25 protein-coding genes are annotated in these 22,074 nt (G+C 45.5%); 18 read left to right on the forward strand and 7 right to left on the reverse strand.

What is annotated here, in order from left to right:
- Positions 1-22 precede the first annotated feature (22 nt).
- From Z042_RS12235 to Z042_RS12290, 12 genes are all read left to right on the forward strand, one after another.
- Complete coding sequence (locus Z042_RS12235; RefSeq protein ID WP_417903505.1) at positions 23-697, forward strand: DedA family protein; 675 nt, start codon at positions 23-25, stop codon at positions 695-697.
- A 220-nt stretch (positions 698-917) separates the two neighbouring features.
- Positions 918-1,826: an acetyl-CoA carboxylase, carboxyltransferase subunit beta gene (gene accD, locus Z042_RS12240; protein WP_024914491.1), complete on the forward strand. Its 909-nt coding sequence runs from the start codon at positions 918-920 to the stop codon at positions 1,824-1,826.
- Between the two features lie 148 nt (positions 1,827-1,974).
- Entirely contained in the window at positions 1,975-3,240 is a 1,266-nt protein-coding gene (gene folC, locus Z042_RS12245; protein ID WP_024914492.1) for a bifunctional tetrahydrofolate synthase/dihydrofolate synthase, read from the forward strand.
- Positions 3,241-3,951, forward strand: coding sequence for a cell division protein DedD (gene dedD / locus Z042_RS12250; protein WP_024914493.1), 711 nt, complete (start codon positions 3,241-3,243; stop codon positions 3,949-3,951).
- 288 nt (positions 3,952-4,239) lie between these two features.
- Positions 4,240-4,740 (forward strand): colicin V production protein, encoded by a 501-nt coding sequence (cvpA, locus tag Z042_RS12255; RefSeq protein WP_024914494.1) that lies wholly within the window; start codon positions 4,240-4,242, stop codon positions 4,738-4,740.
- A gap of 21 nt (positions 4,741-4,761) precedes the next feature.
- Entirely contained in the window at positions 4,762-6,279 is a 1,518-nt protein-coding gene (gene purF, locus Z042_RS12260; RefSeq protein WP_024914495.1) for an amidophosphoribosyltransferase, read from the forward strand.
- A 234-nt stretch (positions 6,280-6,513) separates the two neighbouring features.
- Positions 6,514-7,086, forward strand: a complete 573-nt coding sequence (locus Z042_RS12265; protein ID WP_024914496.1) for a UbiX family flavin prenyltransferase — start codon at positions 6,514-6,516, stop codon at positions 7,084-7,086.
- Between the two features lie 301 nt (positions 7,087-7,387).
- A complete protein-coding gene (argT, locus tag Z042_RS12270) occupies positions 7,388-8,170 on the forward strand; it encodes a lysine/arginine/ornithine ABC transporter substrate-binding protein ArgT (protein ID WP_024914497.1) in 783 nt (260 codons plus the stop codon).
- Positions 8,171-8,290: 120 nt separating this feature from the next.
- Entirely contained in the window at positions 8,291-8,977 is a 687-nt protein-coding gene (locus Z042_RS12275) for a histidine ABC transporter permease HisQ (protein ID WP_024914498.1), read from the forward strand.
- Positions 8,974-9,681 (forward strand): ABC transporter permease, encoded by a 708-nt coding sequence (locus Z042_RS12280; protein WP_024914499.1) that lies wholly within the window; start codon positions 8,974-8,976, stop codon positions 9,679-9,681. Before Z042_RS12275 ends, Z042_RS12280 begins: the two co-directional genes overlap by 4 nt.
- Before the next feature lie 739 nt (positions 9,682-10,420).
- Positions 10,421-10,900, forward strand: a complete 480-nt coding sequence (locus Z042_RS12285; protein ID WP_025297167.1) for an Hcp family type VI secretion system effector — start codon at positions 10,421-10,423, stop codon at positions 10,898-10,900.
- The gene (locus tag Z042_RS12290) at positions 10,900-11,229 is read left to right on the forward strand and encodes a hypothetical protein (protein WP_024913646.1); all 330 of its coding nucleotides are present in this window, start codon (positions 10,900-10,902) and stop codon (positions 11,227-11,229) included. The genes Z042_RS12285 and Z042_RS12290 overlap by 1 nt, the downstream gene beginning before the upstream one ends.
- Before the next feature lies 1 nt (position 11,230).
- On the opposite strand, the gene Z042_RS24545 is transcribed toward Z042_RS12290, so the two are convergent.
- Positions 11,231-12,043 (reverse strand): DUF4225 domain-containing protein, encoded by an 813-nt coding sequence (locus Z042_RS24545; protein ID WP_024913647.1) that lies wholly within the window; start codon positions 12,041-12,043, stop codon positions 11,231-11,233.
- A 377-nt stretch (positions 12,044-12,420) separates the two neighbouring features.
- Between Z042_RS24545 and Z042_RS26600 the strand changes: the two genes are divergently transcribed.
- From Z042_RS26600 to Z042_RS12305, 3 genes are all read left to right on the forward strand, one after another.
- On the forward strand, positions 12,421-12,507 hold the full coding sequence (locus Z042_RS26600) for a recombinase family protein (protein ID WP_236849260.1): 87 nt from the start codon (positions 12,421-12,423) through the stop codon (positions 12,505-12,507).
- A 1,123-nt stretch (positions 12,508-13,630) separates the two neighbouring features.
- Complete coding sequence (locus Z042_RS12300) at positions 13,631-14,110, forward strand: Hcp family type VI secretion system effector (RefSeq protein ID WP_025297166.1); 480 nt, start codon at positions 13,631-13,633, stop codon at positions 14,108-14,110.
- Positions 14,110-14,442 (forward strand): hypothetical protein, encoded by a 333-nt coding sequence (locus tag Z042_RS12305; RefSeq protein ID WP_024913649.1) that lies wholly within the window; start codon positions 14,110-14,112, stop codon positions 14,440-14,442. Before Z042_RS12300 ends, Z042_RS12305 begins: the two co-directional genes overlap by 1 nt.
- On the opposite strand, the gene Z042_RS12310 is transcribed toward Z042_RS12305, so the two are convergent.
- Positions 14,434-15,246: a DUF4225 domain-containing protein gene (locus Z042_RS12310; RefSeq protein ID WP_024913650.1), complete on the reverse strand. Its 813-nt coding sequence runs from the start codon at positions 15,244-15,246 to the stop codon at positions 14,434-14,436. The genes Z042_RS12305 and Z042_RS12310 overlap by 9 nt on opposite strands.
- A 216-nt stretch (positions 15,247-15,462) precedes the next feature.
- Between Z042_RS12310 and Z042_RS12315 the strand changes: the two genes are divergently transcribed.
- Together Z042_RS12315 and hisP are read left to right on the forward strand one after the other, a co-directional pair.
- Complete coding sequence (locus Z042_RS12315; protein ID WP_051506725.1) at positions 15,463-15,690, forward strand: recombinase family protein; 228 nt, start codon at positions 15,463-15,465, stop codon at positions 15,688-15,690.
- 341 nt (positions 15,691-16,031) lie between these two features.
- Positions 16,032-16,805: a histidine ABC transporter ATP-binding protein HisP gene (hisP, locus tag Z042_RS12320; RefSeq protein WP_037406113.1), complete on the forward strand. Its 774-nt coding sequence runs from the start codon at positions 16,032-16,034 to the stop codon at positions 16,803-16,805.
- A gap of 127 nt (positions 16,806-16,932) precedes the next feature.
- On the opposite strand, the gene Z042_RS12325 is transcribed toward hisP, so the two are convergent.
- The 3 genes from Z042_RS12325 to yfcG all read right to left on the reverse strand — a co-directional run bounded on the left by Z042_RS12325 (position 16,933) and on the right by yfcG (position 19,185).
- Positions 16,933-17,838 (reverse strand): TIGR01777 family oxidoreductase, encoded by a 906-nt coding sequence (locus Z042_RS12325; RefSeq protein WP_024911432.1) that lies wholly within the window; start codon positions 17,836-17,838, stop codon positions 16,933-16,935.
- A gap of 170 nt (positions 17,839-18,008) precedes the next feature.
- On the reverse strand, positions 18,009-18,386 hold the full coding sequence (folX, locus tag Z042_RS12330) for a dihydroneopterin triphosphate 2'-epimerase (RefSeq protein ID WP_024911431.1): 378 nt from the start codon (positions 18,384-18,386) through the stop codon (positions 18,009-18,011).
- A gap of 169 nt (positions 18,387-18,555) precedes the next feature.
- Positions 18,556-19,185, reverse strand: a complete 630-nt coding sequence (gene yfcG, locus Z042_RS12335; RefSeq protein WP_024911430.1) for a GSH-dependent disulfide bond oxidoreductase — start codon at positions 19,183-19,185, stop codon at positions 18,556-18,558.
- A gap of 419 nt (positions 19,186-19,604) precedes the next feature.
- On the opposite strand from yfcG, the gene Z042_RS12340 reads away from it, so the two are divergent.
- Positions 19,605-20,006, forward strand: coding sequence for a hypothetical protein (locus Z042_RS12340; RefSeq protein ID WP_024911429.1), 402 nt, complete (start codon positions 19,605-19,607; stop codon positions 20,004-20,006).
- Between the two features lie 126 nt (positions 20,007-20,132).
- Here the strand turns inward: Z042_RS12340 and Z042_RS12345 are convergent, their stop codons facing one another.
- Both Z042_RS12345 and Z042_RS12350 read right to left on the reverse strand, forming a co-directional pair.
- Positions 20,133-20,456, reverse strand: a complete 324-nt coding sequence (locus tag Z042_RS12345) for a cupin domain-containing protein (protein ID WP_024911428.1) — start codon at positions 20,454-20,456, stop codon at positions 20,133-20,135.
- 176 nt (positions 20,457-20,632) lie between these two features.
- Complete coding sequence (locus Z042_RS12350) at positions 20,633-21,799, reverse strand: oligogalacturonate lyase family protein (RefSeq protein ID WP_024911427.1); 1,167 nt, start codon at positions 21,797-21,799, stop codon at positions 20,633-20,635.
- Positions 21,800-22,074 lie beyond the last annotated feature (275 nt).

Raw genomic sequence — 22,074 nt, forward strand, 5'->3', positions numbered from 1 at the left:
ACCTGGTTAAATGAGAGAGTTTATGGACGTTATCATTAATTTTATTTTGTATGTCGTTGATTTTATTTTACATATTGATGTGCATTTGGCGGAGTTGGTCGCACAATATGGCATGTGGGTATATGCCATCCTGTTCCTGATCCTGTTTTGCGAAACCGGGCTGGTGGTGACACCGTTCCTGCCGGGGGACTCGTTGCTGTTTGTTGCGGGTGCGCTGGCGGCGCTGCCTTCCAACGATCTCAATGTGCATACCATGGTTGTGTTGATGGTGATTGCGGCAGTGGTAGGCGATGCCGTCAACTATACTATTGGGCGGTTGTTCGGTGAGAAACTGTTCCGCAACCCGAATTCAAAAATTTTTCGCCGGAGCTATCTGGATAAAACGCACCAGTTTTATGAGAAACACGGGGGTAAAACCATTATTCTGGCACGATTTGTCCCCATTGTGCGGACATTTGCGCCGTTCGTTGCCGGGATGGGGCATATGTCTTATCGCCATTTTGCTGCCTATAACGTGATTGGTGCGCTACTTTGGGTGCTGTCGTTCACTTATGCTGGGTATCTTTTTGGTGACTTGCCGGTTGTGCAGGAAAACCTGAAATTGTTGATCGTTGGGATCATCTTTGTTTCAATTCTGCCGGGCATCATTGAAATCTGGCGTCATAAGCGCGCGGCCGCCCAGCAGAAAAAACAGTAAAATATCGTTTAACCTATCGGTTCGACCAGTTTTTTATCCACAGTGCTGGGCCGATATGGTTTAATGAGCGACATTTATGGTCTGCCCCTGCGAACAACCCTGAAAACAGAATCTTGTCATGCGCTAACCTGCGCACTTGGTACAGGGTTTGTTTTAGGCAGGATTGTTAAAGCATGGGCAGCGGACTGGCATTTGCCAGGTTCAAACAGAAAGGTCATCGATGAGCTGGATTGAACGAATTCTTAACAAGAGCAACGTAACGCAAACCCGTAAGGCGAGTATTCCTGAAGGGGTTTGGACTAAATGTGATAGCTGTGGTCAGGTGCTTTATCGTGCCGAGCTGGAGCGTAATCTTGAAGTCTGCCCAAAGTGCGACCATCACATGCGCATGTCGGCGCGTATGCGTTTGCATACTTTGCTGGACGAAGGCAGCGCAGTGGAACTGGGAAGCGATCTGGAACCCAAAGACGCTCTGAAATTCAAAGATTCCAAGAAGTATAAAGATCGCCTGGTTGCCGCCCAGAAAGTGACCGGCGAGAAAGATGCGCTGGTGGTGATGAAAGGCACGCTGTACGGTATGCCCGTGGTGGGGGCTTCTTTCGAATTTGCTTTTATTGGCGGTTCGATGTCCTCCGTGGTGGGCGCGCGCTTTGTTCGCGCGGTTGAGCAAGCGCTGGAAGACAATTGCCCACTGGTCTGTTTCTCTGCCAGCGGTGGCGCGCGTATGCAGGAAGCGCTGATGTCGCTGATGCAGATGGCGAAAACCAGTGCGGCCTTGGCAAAAATGCAGGAACGTGGCCTGCCGTATATCTCAGTGTTAACCGATCCGACCATGGGCGGAGTTTCCGCCAGTCTGGCGATGTTGGGTGATATCAATATCGCCGAACCGAAAGCGCTGATTGGGTTTGCTGGCCCACGCGTCATTGAGCAGACCGTGCGTGAAAAACTGCCACCGGGGTTCCAGCGCAGTGAATTCCTGATCGAGAAGGGCGCGATTGACATGATTGTACGCCGCCCGGAGATGCGTCAGACATTGGCCAGCATTCTTTCCAAGCTGACCAACCAGCCGCAGCCGCATTTCGATGATGTTGCCCCGGTTGTTGACCAGGAAAACCAGGCCGACGCCTGATCGGCAACGAAGCTACCACACCGGCAACTGACCGGTGTGGTATCCAGCCGCCTCTTGTGCTAAACGGTGGTTGGAGTGTGGCTGGGCAGCTAACGCACATGCAGCTTGAAGTGTGACGAATACAAGCCCAAATTTAGCGATGGGAACCATGCAAAACCACCCAATTCCCCAAGCCATGTCGCCATTGAATTCGTGGCTTGGCTATCTGGAACGCTTGCACAGCCAGGCGATAGAACTCGGCCTTGAACGTGTACAGAGCGTTGCGGCTAATCTTGATTTGCTGACTCCTGCCCCCACGGTATTTACCGTTGCCGGTACTAACGGCAAAGGCACCACCTGCCGCACCCTGGAAGCCATTCTGTTGGCCAGCGGGTTACGCGTGGGCGTCTACAGTTCGCCACATCTGGTGCGTTACACCGAACGGGTGCGTATCCAAGGGGAGGAACTGAGCGAAGCGGAACACTGCCGTTCATTTGCCGCTATCGAAGCCGGACGTGGGGCTACATCTCTGACATATTTCGAATTTGGTACTTTGTCGGCTTTACAGCTGTTCAAACAGGCCAAGCTTGACGTGGTGATCCTGGAAGTCGGATTGGGCGGGCGGCTGGATGCTACCAATATCGTCAACCCAGACGTGGCGGTGGTGACCAGCATCGCTTTGGATCATACCGACTGGTTGGGCAACGACCGGGAAAGCATTGGCCGTGAAAAAGCGGGGATTTTCCGCAGCGGCAAACCGGCGATCGTTGGTGAGCCGGATATGCCATGCAGCATTCAGCAAGTGGCGGAAAATCTGGGGGCTCCCCTGTACCGCCGTGGCGATGCCTGGAGCTTCAGCGAGCAGGGTGAACGCTGGCAATGGGCAGGCGATGGCGCGCGGCTGACCAATTTGCCAATGCCAAATATTCCGTTACCGAATGCGGCAACCGCGCTGGCTGCGTTACACTATTCTGCACTTGAGATTGATGAAAAAGCGATTTTTGCCGGGTTGCAGCAGGCTGCTTTGCCTGGGCGCTTCCAGATTGTTCAGCAAGACCCTCTGTTAATTCTGGATGTTGCGCATAATCCACATGCAGCAGGTTATCTGGCTGGGCGTTTGGCGAAATTACCACGCAATGGTGGCAAGGTGCGTGCCGTGGTAGCGATGCTGTCGGATAAAGATATTGCCGGGACGCTGGCGTGCCTAAGTGAACAGGTTGATGTCTGGTATTGTGCGCCGCTGGAAGGCGCGCGTGGCGGCGGCGTTGAATTGCTGACGGCGCATTTAACGCAACCGCAGCAGTTTGCCAATGTTGAAACAGCTTGGCGTCAGGCGATGCAGGATGCAGACAGTCAGGATATTGTGATCGTCTGTGGCTCGTTCCACACCGTGGCACAGGTGATGGCGGCGCTAGACGAAAGGCGGGGAGTGTGAGTGGCAAGTAAATTTCAGAACCGACTGGTTGGCACCGTGATTCTGGTTGCCCTGGGGGTAATCATCCTGCCGGGATTGCTGGACGGGAAAAAGAAGCACTACGAGGACGAGTTTGCGGCAATCCCACTGGTGCCAAAACCGGGCGATGTACACGAAACGGACATGCCGCCAGCGAATCAGGCGCTGCCAGCTCAACCCCCAGAAGGCGCGGGGGCTCTGGTAGAACAGCAGGCAGCTACGGAAGCGGCGGCCCAGCAGGCGGCTAATCAGGCGCGCGAACAACAGCCCGTGGCCGTGGTTGAACCTCCACCGCTGATCGAAACCACGCCGGTTCCACCGCCGAAGCAGAAACCGGCAGAGGTTAAACCGGAAGAGGTGAAGCCAAAACCATTACCACCACCGAAGGTTGAGCCGAAGCCGGAAGTGAAACCGGAACCTAAACCGGTGGCCGAAGAGAAGGCTCCAGTGGGGCAGGCTTATGTGGTGCAATTGGGCGCGCTGAAAAATGCGGCCAAGGCTAATGAGATTGTGGCGTCGTTGCGTTTGTCTGGATATCGGGCTTACACCGTGCCTACGACGCCAGTACAAGGGGAACTCACCCGGATCTACGTCGGCCCGGAGGCGTCCAAGCAGAAACTGCAATCATCGCTGCCTGAACTGAATGCGATCAGCGGCCTGAGTGGGCAGGTGAAAGCCTATAGCGCACGTTGATATATTCGTCATCTTTACGGCCCCTTTGTTGAGAAGGGGCTGATGCTGTGATGAGTCATCAGTTAAAATGGGCCTCTCAGAGGCCAGATAACCTATGTAGGCGCGGCGATTAAGAATTTTTTATCGCCGTTTTTTATTTGTTACGTGGTGGGAAATCCTCTACGCAAACGTTTTCTTTTTCTGTTAGAATTCGCCGCGAATTGGCTATACCCAATAGCATTCAAGCTGTATCAAAGCAGCGTGAAGGATAAAGGGGATGCAAGGGGCGATTCATTATTGGAATAGTTCATGGTCTGGATTGATTACGTCATTTTAGCGTTGATTGGATTTTCGGCTCTGGTGAGCCTGATCCGAGGTTTTGTGCGCGAAGCCTTGTCATTGGTGACATGGGGATGTGCGTTCTTTGTGGCCAGCCATTTCTACCCTTACCTTGCGGCCTATTTCACACGTTTTGAAGATGAACTGGTGCGGAACGGCATTGCGATTGCCATTTTGTTTATCGCAACGCTGATCGTCGGCGCTATCGTTAACTATGTGATTGGTTCACTGGTAGAAAAAACCGGGTTGTCGGGCACCGATCGGGTGCTGGGCATATGCTTTGGTGCACTGCGCGGCGTGTTGATCGTAGCGGCAATCTTGTTTTTTCTGGATACCTTTACCACCCTGTCGCAAAGTGCAGACTGGAAACAGTCGCGGCTTATTCCCCAGTTCAGCTACATCATCAGGTGGTTCTTTGACTACCTACAGAGCACGTCGAGTTTCTTACCGTCCCATTTACCGGGGCAGTAGCGGCTTAGAGGAAAAAACAACATGTGCGGTATTGTCGGTATCGCCGGTTTTATGCCGGTAAACCAGTCGATTTATGATGCGTTGACGGTGCTTCAGCACCGTGGACAAGATGCCGCGGGCATCGTCACCATTGATACCCATAACGGGTTCCGTCTGCGCAAAGCAAACGGCCTGGTGAAGGATGTGTTCGAAGCACGGCATATGCAACGCTTGCAGGGCAATATGGGGATCGGCCATGTGCGCTACCCAACGGCTGGCAGCTCCAGTGCTTCCGAGGCGCAACCTTTTTATGTCAACTCGCCGTTTGGTATTACGCTGGCCCACAACGGTAACCTGACCAATGCCCATGAACTGCGCCAGAAGTTGTTTGAAAGTGGCCGCCGTCATATCAATACCACGTCTGATTCCGAAATCCTGCTGAACGTGCTGGCCACCGAGCTTGACCGTTTCCAGCATTACCCGCTGGAATCTGACAATATTTTCACTGCGGTTGCGGCGATGCACCAGCAACTGCGCGGTGCTTATGCCTGTGTGGCGATGATTATCGGCCACGGTTTGGTGGCATTCCGCGATCCTAACGGGATTCGTCCGTTGGTGATCGGTAAACGCGAACTGGAAGATGGCCGTTGTGAATATATGGTGGCTTCTGAGAGCGTTGCGTTAGATACGCTGGGCTTCGAGTTCCTGCGCGACGTTGCGCCAGGTGAAGCGGTATACATCACCGAAAAAGGCCAATTGTTTACTCGCCAGTGTGCAGAGAACCCAAAAACCAATCCATGCCTGTTCGAGTATGTTTACTTTGCCCGCCCTGATTCCTTTATGGATAAAATCTCTGTCTACAGTGCTCGTGTGCGTATGGGGCAGAAGCTGGGCGAAAAAATTGCTCGTGAGTGGGAAGATCTGGATATCGATGTGGTGATCCCTATTCCAGAAACCTCCTGTGATATCGCACTGGAAATTGCGCGCATTCTGGATAAGCCTTATCGCCAGGGTTTTGTGAAGAATCGCTATGTTGGCCGTACTTTTATCATGCCGGGCCAGCAGGCTCGCCGTAAGTCGGTGCGCCGCAAGCTGAATGCCAACCGTGCCGAGTTTCGCGATAAAAATGTGCTGCTGATAGATGACTCCATTGTGCGTGGCACCACGTCTGAACAGATCGTTGAGATGGCGCGTGATGCAGGAGCCAAACGCGTTTATCTGGCCTCTGCCGCGCCGGAAATTCGCTTCCCGAACGTGTATGGCATTGATATGCCCAGTGCGACCGAACTGATTGCACATGGGCGCGAAGTGGATGAAATTCGTCAGCTCATTGGTGCCGATGGCCTGATTTTCCAGGATCTGGGCGATCTGATCGAAGCTGTACGTGAAGATAACCCGGATATTACCCAGTTTGAATGTTCAGTGTTTGATGGAATATACGTTACCAAAGACGTTGATCAAAGCTATCTGGAGTATCTGGAAGCGCTGCGTAACGATGATGCCAAGGCGTTGCGTGGCCAGACAGAAGTTGAAAATCTGGAAATGCACAACGAAGGGTAGGTGACATACCCAAGTGGCGGCAAGATGCAGGTAGGCCTGAACTCCCCAGCATCTTGAAGGGGGCGGGTATCTATTGCCATTAACCGCGGCATTGCCACAGAAATCCTTTGCCAAAAAGATGCACCATAGCGCCCGCTGTGGTGCATCAGATCACCGGCTTGCTAATCGGCCCAGATTGCTACAAAGTTCACTTTGTCTATCCTAATCTATTATCTCCAGGCAGAGACCTGCTTCATGAAAAGACTGATTATTGGTATTTCTGGTGCCAGCGGTGCAATCTACGGCGTGCGTTTGTTGCAGGTATTACGGGATATTGAGGATGTGGAAACCCATCTGGTGATGAGTCATGCCGCACGGCAGACGTTAGCGTTGGAAACGCCGCTGAATTTGCGCGATGTACAGGCATTGGCCGATGTGGTGCATGATGCGCGTGATATTGCCGCGACGATTTCTTCTGGTTCATTCAAAACGCTGGGGATGGCCATTTTACCTTGCTCAATCAAAACCTTATCCGGTATTGTCAACAGTTACAGCGATGGTTTGCTGACGCGTGCCGCCGATGTGGTGCTGAAAGAACGCCGCCCGCTGGTGCTATGTGTACGTGAAACTCCCCTGCATCTTGGGCATTTACGCTTGATGACGCAGGCGGCAGAAATGGGGGCGGTGATCATGCCGCCGGTGCCCGCTTTCTACCATCATCCGCAGAGCGTGGAAGATATTATCGATCAAACTGTGAATCGTGTGATCGATCAGTTTGATATCGAGTTACCACAAGATTTGTTCACGCGCTGGCAAGGTGCTAATTAACAAATTAAGATCTTATTTGAAACATTTTTGCAACCAAGCACTGATTTAGTGCAGAGTATGTACCATAATGATCCTGCTTCACCATACTCACTGTTTCAGGGTTGTTTTTTGCGGGTTACCCATGGTGCGGCCTAAGTTGGCCGAACAGTTTTTTGCGGTTATTGTGCCAGGAAAACGTGTTGTGCAAGCCGGAATAGTTTTCTCAGGCTCGTAACAGCCAATATGGCACGATTACTGCAAATTGATTTTGGTGGAAATAAAGTCTGTAGCAGCATCAAAAAAATCAATTTGAGGGTAATTTATGAAAAAGCAGGTTTTGATTCTTCCTCTGGTTTTGGCTTTGAGTGCGATCGGCAGCGCATGGGCTGCTATACCGTCAACGCTGAAGGTGGGTACCGATCCAACCTATGCGCCGTTTGAGTCGAAAAATGCTCAAGGGGAATTAGTCGGTTTTGATATCGACTTGGCTAAAGAGCTGTGCAAACGCATAAATACTCATTGTATCTTCGTGGAAAGCGACTTTGATGCGTTGATCCCCTCTCTGAAAGCAAAGAAAATTGATGCCATTATCTCTTCTCTGTCTATCACCGAAAAACGCCAGCAGGAAATCGCCTTTACCGACAAACTCTATGCGGCGAACGCCCGCCTGATTGCTCCCAAAGATTCGAAGATTCTGCCTACTTTAGAATCACTGAAAGGCAAGAGTGTGGGTGTGCTGCAAGGCACAACGCAGGAAGCCTATGCTAATGCCATGTGGCAACCTAAAGGGGTAACGGTGGTGCCTTACCAGAACCAGGATTTAGTGTACGCCGATCTGGCCTCTGGGCGGATTGATGCGGCATTTCAGGATGAAGTGGCAGGTAGCGACGGTTTCCTGAAACAGCCGCCAGGCAAGAATTACGCTTTTGCCGGTGAGTCGGTGAAAGATGATAAATTCTTTGGCGTGGGTACAGGCATGGGGCTGCGTAAAGATGAAGTTGAGCTGAAAGCGGCCTTGGACAAAGCCTTTGCTGAAATGCGTAAAGATGGTGCCTACGATAAGTTCGCGAAAAAATACTTCGACTTTGACGTTTACGGCGGCTAATCCCCCGTTCTGTACCATGCTGCGGGTCTGGCTTACCGGGCCCGTTTTAACCTCACTACGGTGTGATGACGTAGAAGGGGAGCCGATGGTTCGGGGCCTAACGACGACAGGGTGAAGTAAATGCTGCAAGGCTATTCCCAACTGATATTCGAGGGCGCTCTGGTTACGCTGAAGCTGGCCCTTAGTTCTGTTTTTCTGGCGCTGGTGATTGGCTTAATCGGTGCCGGTGGCAAACTTTCGCAAAATCGCGTTGTCGCCATGATATTTGGTGCCTATACCACGCTGATTCGTGGTGTGCCGGATCTGGTGCTGATGTTGCTGATCTTCTACGGCCTACAGATTGTCTTGAACAACCTCACTGAAATGCTCGGTTTCTCTCAGATTGATATTGATCCGTTAAGCGCGGGGATTATTACCCTGGGTTTTATCTACGGTGCTTATTTTACCGAAACTTTCCGTGGTGCCTATTTGGCGGTTCCCCGCGGGCAGATCGAAGCAGCGACGGCTTTCGGGCTTTCCGGTAGCCAGATTTTCCGCCGGATCTTGTTTCCGGCGATGATGCGTTTTGCCTTACCCGGCATTGGCAATAACTGGCAGGTGATCCTGAAAGCCACGGCGTTGGTATCGATTCTTGGCCTGAGCGATTTGGTTAAAGCGACACAGTTGGCCGGTAAGGGCACCTACCAACCTTTCTTTTACGCGCTGGTTGCGGGCATGGTGTACCTGTTCTTTACTACCGTTTCCAATGGCGTGTTGCTATGGCTTGAGCGGCGTTATTCACTGGGTGTGAAAAGGGCCGAATTATGATCGATATTCTGCACCAATATTGGCAATCGCTGTTGTGGAGCGATGGCTATCGCTTTACCGGGGTGGCGGTGACGCTGTGGCTGCTGATTTTATCGGTGGTGATGGGGGGATTGTTGGCGATCCCGATGGCGATAGCCCGTGTTTCTTCGATTGCCTGGCTGCGCCTTCCGGTGTGGTTGTATACCTATATCTTCCGTGGTACTCCGCTGTATGTTCAATTGCTAGTGTTTTATTCTGGCATGTATAGCCTAGAGATCGTACGCGGAACCGAGTTTCTTAATGCCTTTTTTCGCAGTGGGTTAAACTGCACCATTCTGGCCTTAACGCTCAATACCTGTGCCTATACTACGGAGATCTTCGCCGGGGCTATTCGCTCGGTGCCACATGGGGAAATTGAAGCAGCCAAGGCTTATGGTTTTTCGCGTTTTAAAATGTACTGCTGCATCATTTTGCCTTCGGCGCTGCGCACTGCATTACCGGCGTACAGCAATGAAGTCATTCTTATGCTGCATTCAACAGCGCTGGCTTTTACTGCCACCGTGCCGGATTTGTTGAAGGTCGCCCGTGATATCAATGCAGCAACCTATCAGCCGTTTTATGCGTTTGGTATTGCCGCGGTGCTGTATCTGATTATCTCCTATACGTTGATCAGCCTGTTTCGTAAGGCCGAGAAACGCTGGATGGCACATGTAACTCATCGATGAATGTATAACTACTGAAAGGTTGAATGCTAATTGAGTACTCAACCTTTATTTTTAATGCGTTATCTAAAATGCTCTTCGCCAGTGTTACTTTGGGTGGGGGAGTTGTGCTATTAGCTGAGTCTGTCATTATATAATGGAGTGGTCGGAGGATTACTCTATATTTCAGTACTATATAATAAGTTAAACCTTGGAATACTTATTCCTGATAATAAAGATTGGCTAAGATAACTGGTCTTTAGGTTGTTAAAATTTATCAAGCCAGTCCTGACTCTTTCAAAATAAAAATCTCAAGGATTACCTATGCGTTCAAAAGTTATAGTACTTTTTATATTAATTGGATTTTAATTTTTCCTATTAAAATTCAAATGATTTTTACTCTACAAAGTACTTCAACGCTCGTAGTAATGTATAATGCTGCTTTTTATGATAATAAATCAATGGGGTACTATTTTTCATCGCTGAGGTTAAGCTTAAGCCTCAATGCGTGAACGGGAAATATGTCTTGCTCTTTCAGAGTAATAATAAATGCTATAAGGAAAAATAAAGCAGTGAACATTCACATATATGTCCTTTTGTCATTTCGGTTCCGATTTTATAAGGTGGTTTATGTATGATATCGCAGTGCTCGATAACAAGGTAGTATTGTTATGGAAAAAATGATAATATGACAAGATAGTTATCAAGCACATAGCTTAATGTTTTGCAGATACTGAACTGTTAACATGAAAAAGGATTTTATATGGCGAATGAAATGTTTCTTACCTTGAAAGGTGCAAAACAGGGGCTAATCTCTGCTGGATGTTCCACTTTAGATTCAATTGGTAACTTGTGTCAGAATGGACATGCAGACCAAATTTATCTTTATGAGTTGAATCATTCAATGAGTAGAGAACAGCACGTTAGTCACCATCCAGTAGTTATTATTAAACCAATTGATAAATCATCTCCTTTGATTGGGAACGCAATTTCTAACAATGAACGCTTAGATGCTGAGATAGATATATATAGAACCAACCAGAATGGTGGTCGGGAATTATTTTACACAATCAAGCTAACAAATGTTACGATTACAGATATTAATATATTTTATCCTAATTCATTAACCCATAATGAATCCCAGCCGCAAGAAAGTTTATCTCTGAAGTATGAGAATATTGCTTGGCAGCATCATATTGCAGGAACCAGCGGTTATAGTATTTGGGATGATAGGGTTTACTAATGAAAAAAATAAAAAGTGTAATAAGACTCCTCTTGGAGTCTGGTTTTACAAGAAAAGAAATAAAAGAACTACAAAAAAATTCCAAACTTTTTGGAATAGATTTAGCATTTGGTGTTAAGGATGTCGGAAAAATAATGTTAAGAACAACTATAATTTTTAGTGTGATGTTGTTGGCATTCTTATTTTCGCTCTATATAAAGCAGTCATTCAAGGTTGTATTGTTTTTTTCTACTTTCTTGGCTATTTTACTGCTAATTTCTTGTTTTTTTACTAACATTCCAAGGTATGCGAAATCTGTGGTTTTTTACTTTAAATACAATAAGGGTTGAACTATAAATTATCCCATATTCCACTTATGGTAACCGAATCCCCCAATATTTCTAAGCTTAATGAGAGTTTACCCATTTGTTTGATGGCCATTACAAATTCAGAATCAAGAGCACGGAAAAGCCTTAATGTATCTGGGCCATACTCATAATTCATTAAACTTCTTCGGTCAGATACCAGTTTTTTTGTAAAGAACAAGCCGTGAACGGATAATGCCAAGTCAACACCGCCATAGGCAATATCAGCTATTCTACTATCATATCCAGCTTTATTTGCGATCACTCTATATAGATCTCTTACAGGACCCGTATCATCTTCGCCATTTATTATAAAATACCCATTTTCGTATATATTATTTACACCATGAGATACCAACAAGTAGCCTGCTACATTGCGACCTCTTGAAGAAATAACAGTTGCTGCACCAGCAACTACTTGTGAAATGCCAGCAATGAGTCCTATCCCTTTTACGACATAGGTGAATATTCCATTTTCATTGGTAATTTCAATATATAGTGCTTTTTTTACACGATTTAATTGCAGTGACTCATACTGTTGCTGTAAAGAGCTTTTTTCGGCTCTTAAACATATAAATGAATTACGCTGCCCTTCTTGGGTCGTTGCTGTACGGCAAGCCGATATATAGTGATTAATCAGGTCATCAATTTCTTTTTGAAATGAAAATCTTGATTGTGAATTTTTTAGATAAAAAGCTGATGCCCTGTTAGCCAAACGGCCTAACTCATGAGAGTTTGCAAGTGCCATCTCAAGATAGTAGTTTTTTGTTTGCTCACGAAAACCAAAATAATTATCCATATAAAACTGATCCTTTTAAATAAAAAACGTGATCATTATATCGTGCTTACTTTAATTCATCTTTTCATGATATCAACCTACACGAAAGTGATCAAATGCTACTACTTTGACAATAGATAAAATAGCTCTTATGGCTACTTCCTATTGATACTCGGCAACATTGTTTATTTAATACTTGGAGCAACCCAGATGATACTGGGTCATACAAGTATCTTAAATGAAACAAAGGGACAGGAAAATGATTTTTGGTTATGCTCGCGTCTCGACAAAAGATCAAAATCTTAAGCACCAGCTTTTAGTTCTAAATTCTGTCTGTGATAACGTTTTTTTGAAAAGCCCCTGGAAAGTCCACCAGTGAACGGCCTGAACTTCAAGGATTGATCTCATACCTAAGAGGAAGTGATACGTTGATCGTAAAGTCCATAGATCGTTTAGCTCGTAATACTAAAGAACTCTTAGCTTAGCAGATAAACTTGTAGAGTAGGGCGTTACGGTTAAGTTCTTGGATAACTCCAATGTGTAAGCATCTCGCTTAGCCGGCCCATACCTAGCAGAGGGTTAAGTTGAAGTGGGAGTTCATTTTCATACACATAATAAAGGGTTGATAACAAATAACTAACCACTTTACCTCTTCATAAGTCATGCTAAAATCATGTAGAAATCGTGCATAACCACCCTGTTCTGCAAGATCGATGATTTCTATAATGTATTGATAGTACTATCCATTTTGTGAACACTGTTCAGTACTGATAGAGTACTTTTCAGTAGTTTCAGTTCTCATCGATGAATGTATAACTACTGAAAGGTTGAATGCTAATTGAGTACTCAACCTTTATTTTTAATGCTTATCTAAAATTCCTTTCGCCAGTGTTACTTTGGGGGGGGGGGGGAGTTGTGCTATTAGCTGAGTCTGTCATTATATAATGGAATGGTCGGGGGATTACTCTATATTTCAGTACTATATAATAAGTTAAACCTTGGAATACTTATTCCTGATAATAAAGATTGGCTAAGATAACTGGTCTTTAGGTTGTTAAAATTTATCAGGCCAGTTCTGACTCTTTCAAAATAAAAATCTCAAAGATTACCTATGTGTTCAAAAGTTATAGTACTTTTTATATTAATTAGATTTTAATTTTTTATTAAAATGATCTTTACTCTACAAAGTATTTCAACGCTCGTAGTAATGTATAATACTGCTTTTTATGATAATAAATCAATGGGGTACGTGAATCGTATGAATGTTTTATGTTATTGAACGATATGATGTCTTCCAGTAAAGGATTAACCTAATTATTTTTCATCGCTGAGGTTAAGCTTAAGCCTCAATACGTGAACGGGAAATATGCCTTGCTCTTTCAGAGTAATAATAAATGCTATAAGGAAAAATAAAGCAGTGAACATTCACATATATGTCCTTTTGTCATTTCGGTTCCGATTTTATAAGGTGGTTTATGTATGATATCGCAGTGCTCGATAACAAGGTAGTATTGTTATGGAAAAAATGATAATATGACAAGATAGTTATCAAGCACATAGCTTAATGTTTTGCAGATACTGAACTGTTAACATGAAAAAGGATTTTATATGGCGAATGAAATGTTTCTTACCTTGAAAGGTGCAAAACAGGGGCTAATCTCTGCTGGATGTTCCACTTTAGATTCAATTGGTAATTTGTGTCAGAATGGACATGCAGACCAAATTTATCTTTATGAGTTAAATCATTCAATGAGTAGAGAACAGCACGTTAGTCACCATCCAGTAGTTATTATTAAACCAATTGATAAATCATCTCCTTTAATTGGTATTGCAATTTCTAATAATGAACGCTTAGATGCTACAATAGATATATATAGAACTAATCAGAATGGTGGTCGGGAATTGTTTTACACGATCAAGCTAACAAATGTTACGATTACAGATATTAATATATTTTATCCTAATTCATTAACCCATAATGAATCCCAGCCGCAAGAAAGTTTATCTCTGAAGTATGAGAGTATTGCTTGGCAGCATCACATTGCTGGAACCAGCGGTTATAGTATTTGGGATGATAGGGTTTACTAATGAAAAAAGCAAAAAGCGTAACCAGGCTCCTTTTGGAGTCTGGATTTTCAAAACAAGATATTTTGTTTTTTAAAAAACAAAGTAAAAAACCAGGTATTGACTACAAAAAAGAAATTTATCTGAGTGGTAAAGCTGCTTTAAAAACAATTTCAATGTTGTTAGTTTTATTAATAATTTGGATTATTTGGTCTTTGATTGCCAAAACTATTGAAGATACACTGATAATAGTGTTTTTATTTTCTATAATTACGTTTTTTTCGTTGATTCTTAAAAAGAATAGAGATTATATAAAAGCTCTAATATACTTTTTAAAATATAATCAGTTATTTTAAGACACCACTGATTGTAACAGCATCTCCAGATAGTTCAACAAGTAAGGAGAATTTGCTCATGGCTTTGAAACCTACGAGCATATCTTTGTTCACTGCCCTAAATAATCGACCTGTATCAGATCTATTTGCAGAACCTAATAGGCTGTTAGCATTTGATACTGCTACTTTCCCAAAAAGAATTTTTGCTGATAATGACAGATCTATCCCTGCATAAATAATATCGGCAGAGTTGTCTGAGTATCCAGCCTTATTTGAGGCATACCTATATAGATCTCTTACTAAGCCAGTTCTTTCTTCTCCCGTAAAAAAATACTGACCATTTTCATATACATTATTACTACCATGAGCGATAAGAAGCACCCCAAGACCCGCACTTACACCTGTAACAGCAGAACCAAAGGCCATAGGGATTCCTGCGATAAGTTGCGATAAACCAGCAATAACACCGATACCTTTAATTACATAGGTTAGATAGCCATTGTCTTTTTTTATCTCAAGATAAACAGCTTTAACAGTTTTATTAAGTTGTAATGACTCATACTGCATTCTTAGAGAGTCGCTTTCAGCTTTTAGACGTACAAACGCATCACGTTGTCCTTCTTGGGTCGTTGCTGTACGGCAAGTCGATATATAGTGATTAATCAGGTCATCAATTTCTTTTTGAAATGAAAATCTTGATTGTGAATTTTTTAGATAAAAAGCAGATGCCCTGTTAGCCAAGCGGCCTAATTCATGAGAGTTTGCAAGTGCCATCTCAAGGTAGTAGCTTTTTGTTTGCTCACGAAAACCAAAATAATTATCCATATGAAATTGCTTCCTTTAATTCTGAGCATTTTTGTGCATCCCTGCATGATATCAACCACTACAAAAGTGGTCAAATACGACCTTGTGTTAATAAATGAAATAGCTCTTATGGCTACTTCCTATCGATACTCGGCAACATTGTTTATTTAACACTTGGACCAACCCAGATGATACTGGGTCATACAAGTATCTTAAATGAGACAAAGGGACAGGAAAATGATTTTTGGTTATGCTCGCATCTCGACAAAAGATCAAAATCTTAAGCACCAGCTTTTAGTTCTAAATTCTGTCTGTGATAAAGTTATAATTGAAAAAGCCCCTGGAAAGTCCACCAGTGAACGGCCTGAGCTTCAAGGATTGATCTCATACCTAAGAGGAAGTGATATGTTGATCGTAAAGTCCATAGATCGTTTAGCTCGTAATACCAAAGAACTCTTAGCTTAGCAGATAAACTTGTAGAGCAGGGCGTTACGGTTAAGTTCTTGGATAACTCCAATGCGTAAGCATCCCGCTTAGCCGGCCCATACCTAGCAGAGGGTTAAGTTGAAGTGGGAGTTCATTTTCATACACATAATAAAGGGTTGATAACAAATAACTAACCACTTTACCTCTTCATAAGTCATGCTAAAATCATGTAGAAATCGTGCATAACCACCCTGTTCTGCAAGATCGATGATTTCTATAATGTATTGATAGTACTATCCATTTTGTGAACACTGTTCAGTACTGATAGAGTACTTTTCAGTAGTTTCAGTTCTCATCGATGAATGACGGGAAATAAGAATATGTCTGAGAATAAATTGGCCGTCACCGAACTGCATAAGCGCTATGGTGACCATGAAGTGTTGAAGGGTGTTTCCTTGGCGGCTAATGCGGGTGATGTGATTAGCATCATCGGCTCTTCTGGTTCCGGTAAAAGTACTTTTCTGCGTTGTATCAACTTCCTTGAAAAACCAAGCGAAGGGGCAATCAGCCTGAACAATGAAGATATCCGCATGGTGCGTGACAAAGATGGCCAATTGAAGGTTTTTGATAAGAAACAGCTGCAATTGCTGCGCACGCGGTTAACTATGGTGTTCCAGCATTTTAATCTGTGGAGCCACATGACGGTGTTAGAAAACGTGATGGAAGCTCCAGTTCAGGTCTTGGGCTTGAGCAAAGCCGAAGCTCGCGATCGTGCAGTGCGTTATCTGGATAAAGTGGGTATTGACGAGCGTGCTCGTGGTAAATATCCGGTGCATCTTTCCGGTGGGCAACAGCAGAGAGTATCGATTGCGCGAGCATTGGCGATGGAACCGGAAGTGTTGCTGTTTGATGAACCCACCTCGGCGTTGGATCCTGAATTGGTAGGCGAAGTGCTGCGCATTATGCAGAAACTGGCAGAAGAAGGAAAAACCATGGTGGTGGTGACACATGAAATGGAGTTTGCCCGCCATGTCTCTAACCACGTGATATTTCTGCATCAAGGGTTGATTGAAGAACAAGGGCCGCCGGCTGAAGTCTTCGGTAATCCGAAAAGTCCACGTTTGCAGCAGTTCCTTTCAGGGGCTCTCAAGTAATATCGATTGGCAAGGTTCCCTGTTCCTGCTCCTGGTAGAAAAGTGAGCAGGCATAGGCATTATGCTATTAGGTTGCTTGGCTGACGGGGATTCACCATACATTGGGCCGAATCTGCTCGGCCCGACGTTATGACTGCTGATTGATCACATCATCCAGCGCTTGTTCCAGCTCAAAGAAACGAAAGCTGAAACCGGCCTCTTCTAGCCTGCGGGGTATTACCCGCTGGCTACCCAGAAGCAGCGATGCTGCCTCTCCCAGCAAGAGCCGTATGATGAATGCAGGAACACGTAAAAATGCCGGGCGATCCAGTACCTTGGCCAAGGTTGCTGTGAATTGTTCATTGTGTACCGGATAAGGTGAAACCATATTGAACGGGCCATGAAGATTGCTGTGATTCAGCAGATAAATAATACCGCTGACCATATCGTCGATATGAATCCAGGGTAGATACTGGCGGCCATCGCCGATGGGCCCACCAAGGCCCATACGAAAGGGCGGCAACATTTTCGCCAATGCACCGCCTTTGGCTGACAGCACAAGACCGGTACGCAGCAGGCAGACGCGGGTGGTGCTAGTTTGTGCTTGCAATGCCAGCGATTCCCAACGCTGGCAGAGCTGATGGGTGAATTCTTCGTGTGGAATTTCGTCTTCTGTGACTACGGCTTGGCCCTGATCGCCATAATAGCCGGCCGCAGAGCCAGAAATGAATACTGAAGGGGGAGTTGCGCTGGCCTTGATCAGAGTGGCCAGCCGTTCGGTCAATTCCCAGCGGCTACGGCACAGGCGTTCTTTTTGCGCTTTACTCCAGCGTTTGTTGGCAATAGGTTCACCCGCCAAGTTGATGACGGCCTCAAAGCCATTCAGAGCATGTTGATCGTCAAGTGAGGGCCAATAGTTGACCTGCTCGCCAAACTTACCGTGTGCCTGCTTTACGTTGCGTGTCAACACGGTAACCTCATGTGAAAGATGCAGTAGCTGTTGTGTCAAACTGCTGCCGATCAGCCCGGTAGCACCGGTAATCAAGATCCGCATGGTCAACCTCCCTGAACGGTATGAGTATTATGCTGTCTACTCGTCATACTTCAAGTTGCCTGTGCGCTGGCTGCGCTCATTCACCCCAGCCACATAGCTATCTACGTCCCTGGGGAATTATGAGCCTCATACTGAAGCTTACCCGGCGGGCCAACGGCAACTCGAATTATTTAGAGTATATCTCGGCGGTAGCTCATGGTCATGGAAACCGAATCGGCATAACGCAGGGCCAACAATTTATCTATCTCTACTTCAGCATAGGTTACCCATGGATGTTGTTTCACGATTTCGAGCACATCCTGGGTTAACTTTTCCAACAAAGCGAAACGGTTATTCTCGACATGGTGAATAACGGCTTTGGTGATGGTGCGATAGTTTAGCGCGTCTTCAATATTTTCACTGTTACGCGCTTTATCTGCTGGATAATGGATCACAACATTAATCAGGATATCCTGACGATTATTAATTTCTTCTTCCTTGATACCGATAAAAGTACGTAATCGCAGGTTTTTAATGCGGATAATGGCATCGGGTTGGTTGAATGACATCAGAGATTCTCCAGAGGTCTGAATGTTTGTGCCCAGAATACACGGAAAGTAGGGGAATGATAGCGCAGACAAACGGTTAAAGGGAGTGACAAAGGGGCTGTTCAGGCAAGGCAGCGTCCCTGACTTGCAGAAGCGCACTGTAGCAAGTCAGGGATACCGCCTAAACCCGCTATGCTGATTCTGCCAGCGCGTAAGCACGACCAGTTGCCGGGCGGTTGCTGATGCGTTCAAACCAATTGCGTACCGCCGGGTAATCGGCCAGATCAATGCGTTGACGCGGATGAGAAACGACCCAGGGATAAGTGGCGATATCAGCAATGCTGTAATTGTCCCCGCCCAGATAAGGGTGTTTCTGCAACTCGGTTTCCAGCACGCCGTACAGGCGTTTGGTTTCCAGTTGATAGCGCTCAATGGCATAAGGCACCGGCTGTGGTGCGTAGTGATTAAAATGATGGTTTTGGCCGAGCATCGGCCCAAATCCTGCGACTTGCCAGAATAACCACTGCAAGGTGGTGGCTCGCTCACGTAGCCCTTTACTCAGCAATTTACCGGTTTTTTCTGCCAGATACAGTAGGATCTCACCGGATTCAAACAGGCTGATGGGAGTACCGCCATCAACAGGCTGCTGATCGACGATTGCTGGAATTTTGTTATTGGGTGAAATGGCCAGAAACGCTGGTTTAAATTGTTCACCGGCGATGATATTCACACGGTGAATACGGTAGGGTAGGCCAACTTCTTCCAAAAACAGAGTGATTTTGTGGCCGTTAGGAGTGGGTGCGTAATACAGGTCAATCATAAGTTAATGCTCCTTGTAAAGCATCATGATAAGATGAATCATGAAACGGGATCAATGGCAAGGAAATCATAAAAGTATTCTTATATTGCCGTATCGGATCAAGAAACAAAGTAATTCAGGTATCATGCGGTAGAAAATGTGATTCTTAATTGTATTAATGACATTAGTCATTATTTTTACGTATTTTGAGATGAATGCGACGTTATGGTTGCATAACCTCGTTAATTTTTATCGTTTTCGTATTTTTGATTAAATAATATATGTAGATATCATAATAAGCGTAAGAAGTAGGATGATATTGTAGTGTGAGGCTAGTTAAAAAGCATATAATTAAAGTTTTGGGGCTCTACTTGTCCTGTAGTGATCGCTTAGGTTAAAATGAGTAGCGTATCAATTCACAATAAAACAACAATAATGCCATGGAAATCAGTGAATTAATTTTGAAAAATGGATTTGCTTACCAAGAACTATTGAAATTAAAGAATCAATATAGAGACAAAAAGAATGAAATTTATGGTAAAGGAGTAAAGACGACAGAGGATGAGTCATTTAAAAACTACATTCTGCTAATTGCTGAATTATGTGGTGGAAGTATGATGTCTATTTCCCCTGTTTTTTTCGTGATGATGTTTGGGGCTTATTTTTATAATGATGGCATAATAGAAGCCCTTGTTTATCTGGTCATATTCATTTTTTTTGTTTCGGTTGATATCTGGGGTAGCAGTAGAGGAATGAGGTTAGGCCTTCTGTTAACAATAAAGTTAGTAAAGCTCAGGATTCTTATGTTGTTATATCGCGTTTCACCTCCAGAAATAAAGTAGATTAATATCTCTATTTAGCCATTCATCATTAAATTCATAATTACCATTAATCACTAGTGTTTTTGCTTGGTTGATAAGTGAGCTGGTCTGCTCCCCGGTACGTAGACCGGGGAGCAGTAGAAAGGCTTAACTCAGAAAGTCTTCGCGCTGTGGAGTAAAGGTATCCAACAGGGTTCCTGCTTCCAGGCAAACGCACCCGTGTATCACGTTTGGCTTTTTGTACAGTGTGTCTCCGGCAGCGACTTCTTTAGTCACACCGTCGATGGTGAAACTGAAACGGCCAGAAAGCACATAGGTAAGCTGCTCGTGCGGGTGGCTGTGCAACGGGCCGATAGCATCTTTTTCGAAATTAACTTCTACCGCCATCATCGCCCCGCCGTGAGCGAGGATACGCCGTGTAACCCCGTTCCCTAAATCTTCCAGTGTGCGCTCTTGTTTGTATATGAACATAACTTTTCCTCGGGGATAAACCCATCACTTTTCAAGCCGCAGAATGGTGTTGCCCAGCCCATCCGTGGGCCTTATTCCTTTGGTTGGCACAAACACCGTTCAAGTCGGTCATTGGCCGATTCGTTTCGTACTTGCTGCCGGACTGCAACTTGGCATGTTTTGGGTATAAATCATCATTAAGCAAACAGATTCTCAGGTAATTTGGCCAGATAAAGCGCTGGCTCTCCTTCAAAGTCTGAAGTAAACAGCACTTGGCGGTTGTCTGGAGTAAAGGAAGGGTGAGGATGAGTCACCTGCCGATCGCCGTTCAACACGCGCCATGAGCTGTTGTGCGCCGCCAAACGGGCCTGGCGCTTGTTCTTGGCATCAAACACATAAAGCCAAGGATCGTTCTGGATGGTGTAACCTGCGGCATCTTTGATGTCCACTGGGGATGCAGAACCGTCACCAACCAGCATGCTACCATCGTGGTTGCTCATCAGGTGGGAACAGGCTGGCATGTTCATCACAATTTCATTCACGCCGGTTTCTGGATCGAAACGGTAAATGTTACGTTCTTGCTGGCCTTTCATATAAGAGACATACATCAGGGCAGAACCGTCTGGTACCCAGAACTCATGGGTGCAGCTCTCGCCTTCGGCATGGGTTTTCACCTTGCGCATATTGCTGCCGTCTTCATTAATCAGCCACATGCGGGCGTCAACTAAATCGTGCGGGCCTTCATGGCAAAAAGCGACACAATTATCGTGATAAGGACGATAAATTGGGTGGCCTAACCAGATGTTGTCCTGATAGATCACACGTGACTCACCGCTATTGAGATCAACGCGCAGCAAGCGGCAATGTGGATTTTTGGTGAAGAAGGTATGGAAAATTTTCCAATCAGTCAGCGGTTCCCAGTCATTGCGGTCAATTTCGATGCCCACCAAGCTGGTGCATTCGCTGTTGGCAACCCAAGTACCGTAACCGACCCACTCTTCAGGCACCTGATAAACCGTTTTCTCATGGCCGTTGCTCAGTTCAACCCGGCGTAATTCGCGTTCATTTTTTACATAATAGAGGAAACGGTCATCAGGCGATAAAAAGCCCCCGAAAGCGTTGTCGCCTGGGCCTTCCGTCAGTTGAACGGCCTGTTGCTGTTTTAAATCCAGCAGATAGTAGTTGCGGTTGCCATCAAACTCTCCAGAAAACAACAGCTTGTTGCCATCATTAGTGAAACATTTCTGGTAGAAGTAGTTACGGTGGCACAGTACGTCCGGTGGTGTTAAGCGAGTGATTTGCGCGCCGGTACTTGCATCGGTTGAGTGATGGAAACTGAACTTGAGGATTGAACCTTTAGCCACGATGGCCTCCCTTAAATGGATTGATGAACCGCCAGATACTGAACAGTTCCTTAATTACTAAAACGTCGTTTCATAAATTTAGAAAAATGATATCAAAGTGACGCAACAGGCCAACCTGCACGGGTGATTTATGCGACCGGCATCGCATAATTTACTCACCTCTTTCAGGTTTTACACAAGACGCCTGTTTTCGTCATGGTCAACTGATGCACAACCATTGCATTCTGTGCAATTACTCACCGCTGGCAATGTTAAATGGTTGGAAAAACCGCAAC

The organism is Chania multitudinisentens RB-25 (assembly GCF_000520015.2).
GTDB classification, from domain to species: domain Bacteria; phylum Pseudomonadota; class Gammaproteobacteria; order Enterobacterales; family Enterobacteriaceae; genus Chania; species Chania multitudinisentens.

What these genes read in the sequence shown, in the direction of transcription:
- Z042_RS12310 (WP_024913650.1), bottom strand. Translation starts at nt 15,246, where the DNA reads ATGGATAATTATTTTGGTTTTCGTGAGCAAACAAAAAGCTACTACCTT.
- Z042_RS12285 (WP_025297167.1), top strand. Translation starts at nt 10,421, where the DNA reads ATGGCGAATGAAATGTTTCTTACCTTGAAAGGTGCAAAACAGGGGCTA.
- Z042_RS12280 (WP_024914499.1), top strand. Translation starts at nt 8,974, where the DNA reads ATGATCGATATTCTGCACCAATATTGGCAATCGCTGTTGTGGAGCGAT.
- Z042_RS12300 (WP_025297166.1), top strand. Translation starts at nt 13,631, where the DNA reads ATGGCGAATGAAATGTTTCTTACCTTGAAAGGTGCAAAACAGGGGCTA.
- accD (WP_024914491.1), top strand. Translation starts at nt 918, where the DNA reads ATGAGCTGGATTGAACGAATTCTTAACAAGAGCAACGTAACGCAAACC.
- Z042_RS12315 (WP_051506725.1), top strand. Translation starts at nt 15,463, where the DNA reads ATGATTTTTGGTTATGCTCGCATCTCGACAAAAGATCAAAATCTTAAG.
- Z042_RS12275 (WP_024914498.1), top strand. Translation starts at nt 8,291, where the DNA reads ATGCTGCAAGGCTATTCCCAACTGATATTCGAGGGCGCTCTGGTTACG.
- purF (WP_024914495.1), top strand. Translation starts at nt 4,762, where the DNA reads ATGTGCGGTATTGTCGGTATCGCCGGTTTTATGCCGGTAAACCAGTCG.
- Z042_RS12340 (WP_024911429.1), top strand. Translation starts at nt 19,605, where the DNA reads ATGGAAATCAGTGAATTAATTTTGAAAAATGGATTTGCTTACCAAGAA.
- folX (WP_024911431.1), bottom strand. Translation starts at nt 18,386, where the DNA reads ATGTCATTCAACCAACCCGATGCCATTATCCGCATTAAAAACCTGCGA.
- Z042_RS12345 (WP_024911428.1), bottom strand. Translation starts at nt 20,456, where the DNA reads ATGTTCATATACAAACAAGAGCGCACACTGGAAGATTTAGGGAACGGG.
- argT (WP_024914497.1), top strand. Translation starts at nt 7,388, where the DNA reads ATGAAAAAGCAGGTTTTGATTCTTCCTCTGGTTTTGGCTTTGAGTGCG.
- hisP (WP_037406113.1), top strand. Translation starts at nt 16,032, where the DNA reads ATGTCTGAGAATAAATTGGCCGTCACCGAACTGCATAAGCGCTATGGT.
- Z042_RS12265 (WP_024914496.1), top strand. Translation starts at nt 6,514, where the DNA reads ATGAAAAGACTGATTATTGGTATTTCTGGTGCCAGCGGTGCAATCTAC.
- Z042_RS12235 (WP_417903505.1), top strand. Translation starts at nt 23, where the DNA reads ATGGACGTTATCATTAATTTTATTTTGTATGTCGTTGATTTTATTTTA.
- Z042_RS24545 (WP_024913647.1), bottom strand. Translation starts at nt 12,043, where the DNA reads ATGGATAATTATTTTGGTTTTCGTGAGCAAACAAAAAACTACTATCTT.
- folC (WP_024914492.1), top strand. Translation starts at nt 1,975, where the DNA reads ATGCAAAACCACCCAATTCCCCAAGCCATGTCGCCATTGAATTCGTGG.
- Z042_RS12290 (WP_024913646.1), top strand. Translation starts at nt 10,900, where the DNA reads ATGAAAAAAATAAAAAGTGTAATAAGACTCCTCTTGGAGTCTGGTTTT.
- Z042_RS12325 (WP_024911432.1), bottom strand. Translation starts at nt 17,838, where the DNA reads ATGCGGATCTTGATTACCGGTGCTACCGGGCTGATCGGCAGCAGTTTG.
- cvpA (WP_024914494.1), top strand. Translation starts at nt 4,240, where the DNA reads ATGGTCTGGATTGATTACGTCATTTTAGCGTTGATTGGATTTTCGGCT.
- yfcG (WP_024911430.1), bottom strand. Translation starts at nt 19,185, where the DNA reads ATGATTGACCTGTATTACGCACCCACTCCTAACGGCCACAAAATCACT.
- Z042_RS12305 (WP_024913649.1), top strand. Translation starts at nt 14,110, where the DNA reads ATGAAAAAAGCAAAAAGCGTAACCAGGCTCCTTTTGGAGTCTGGATTT.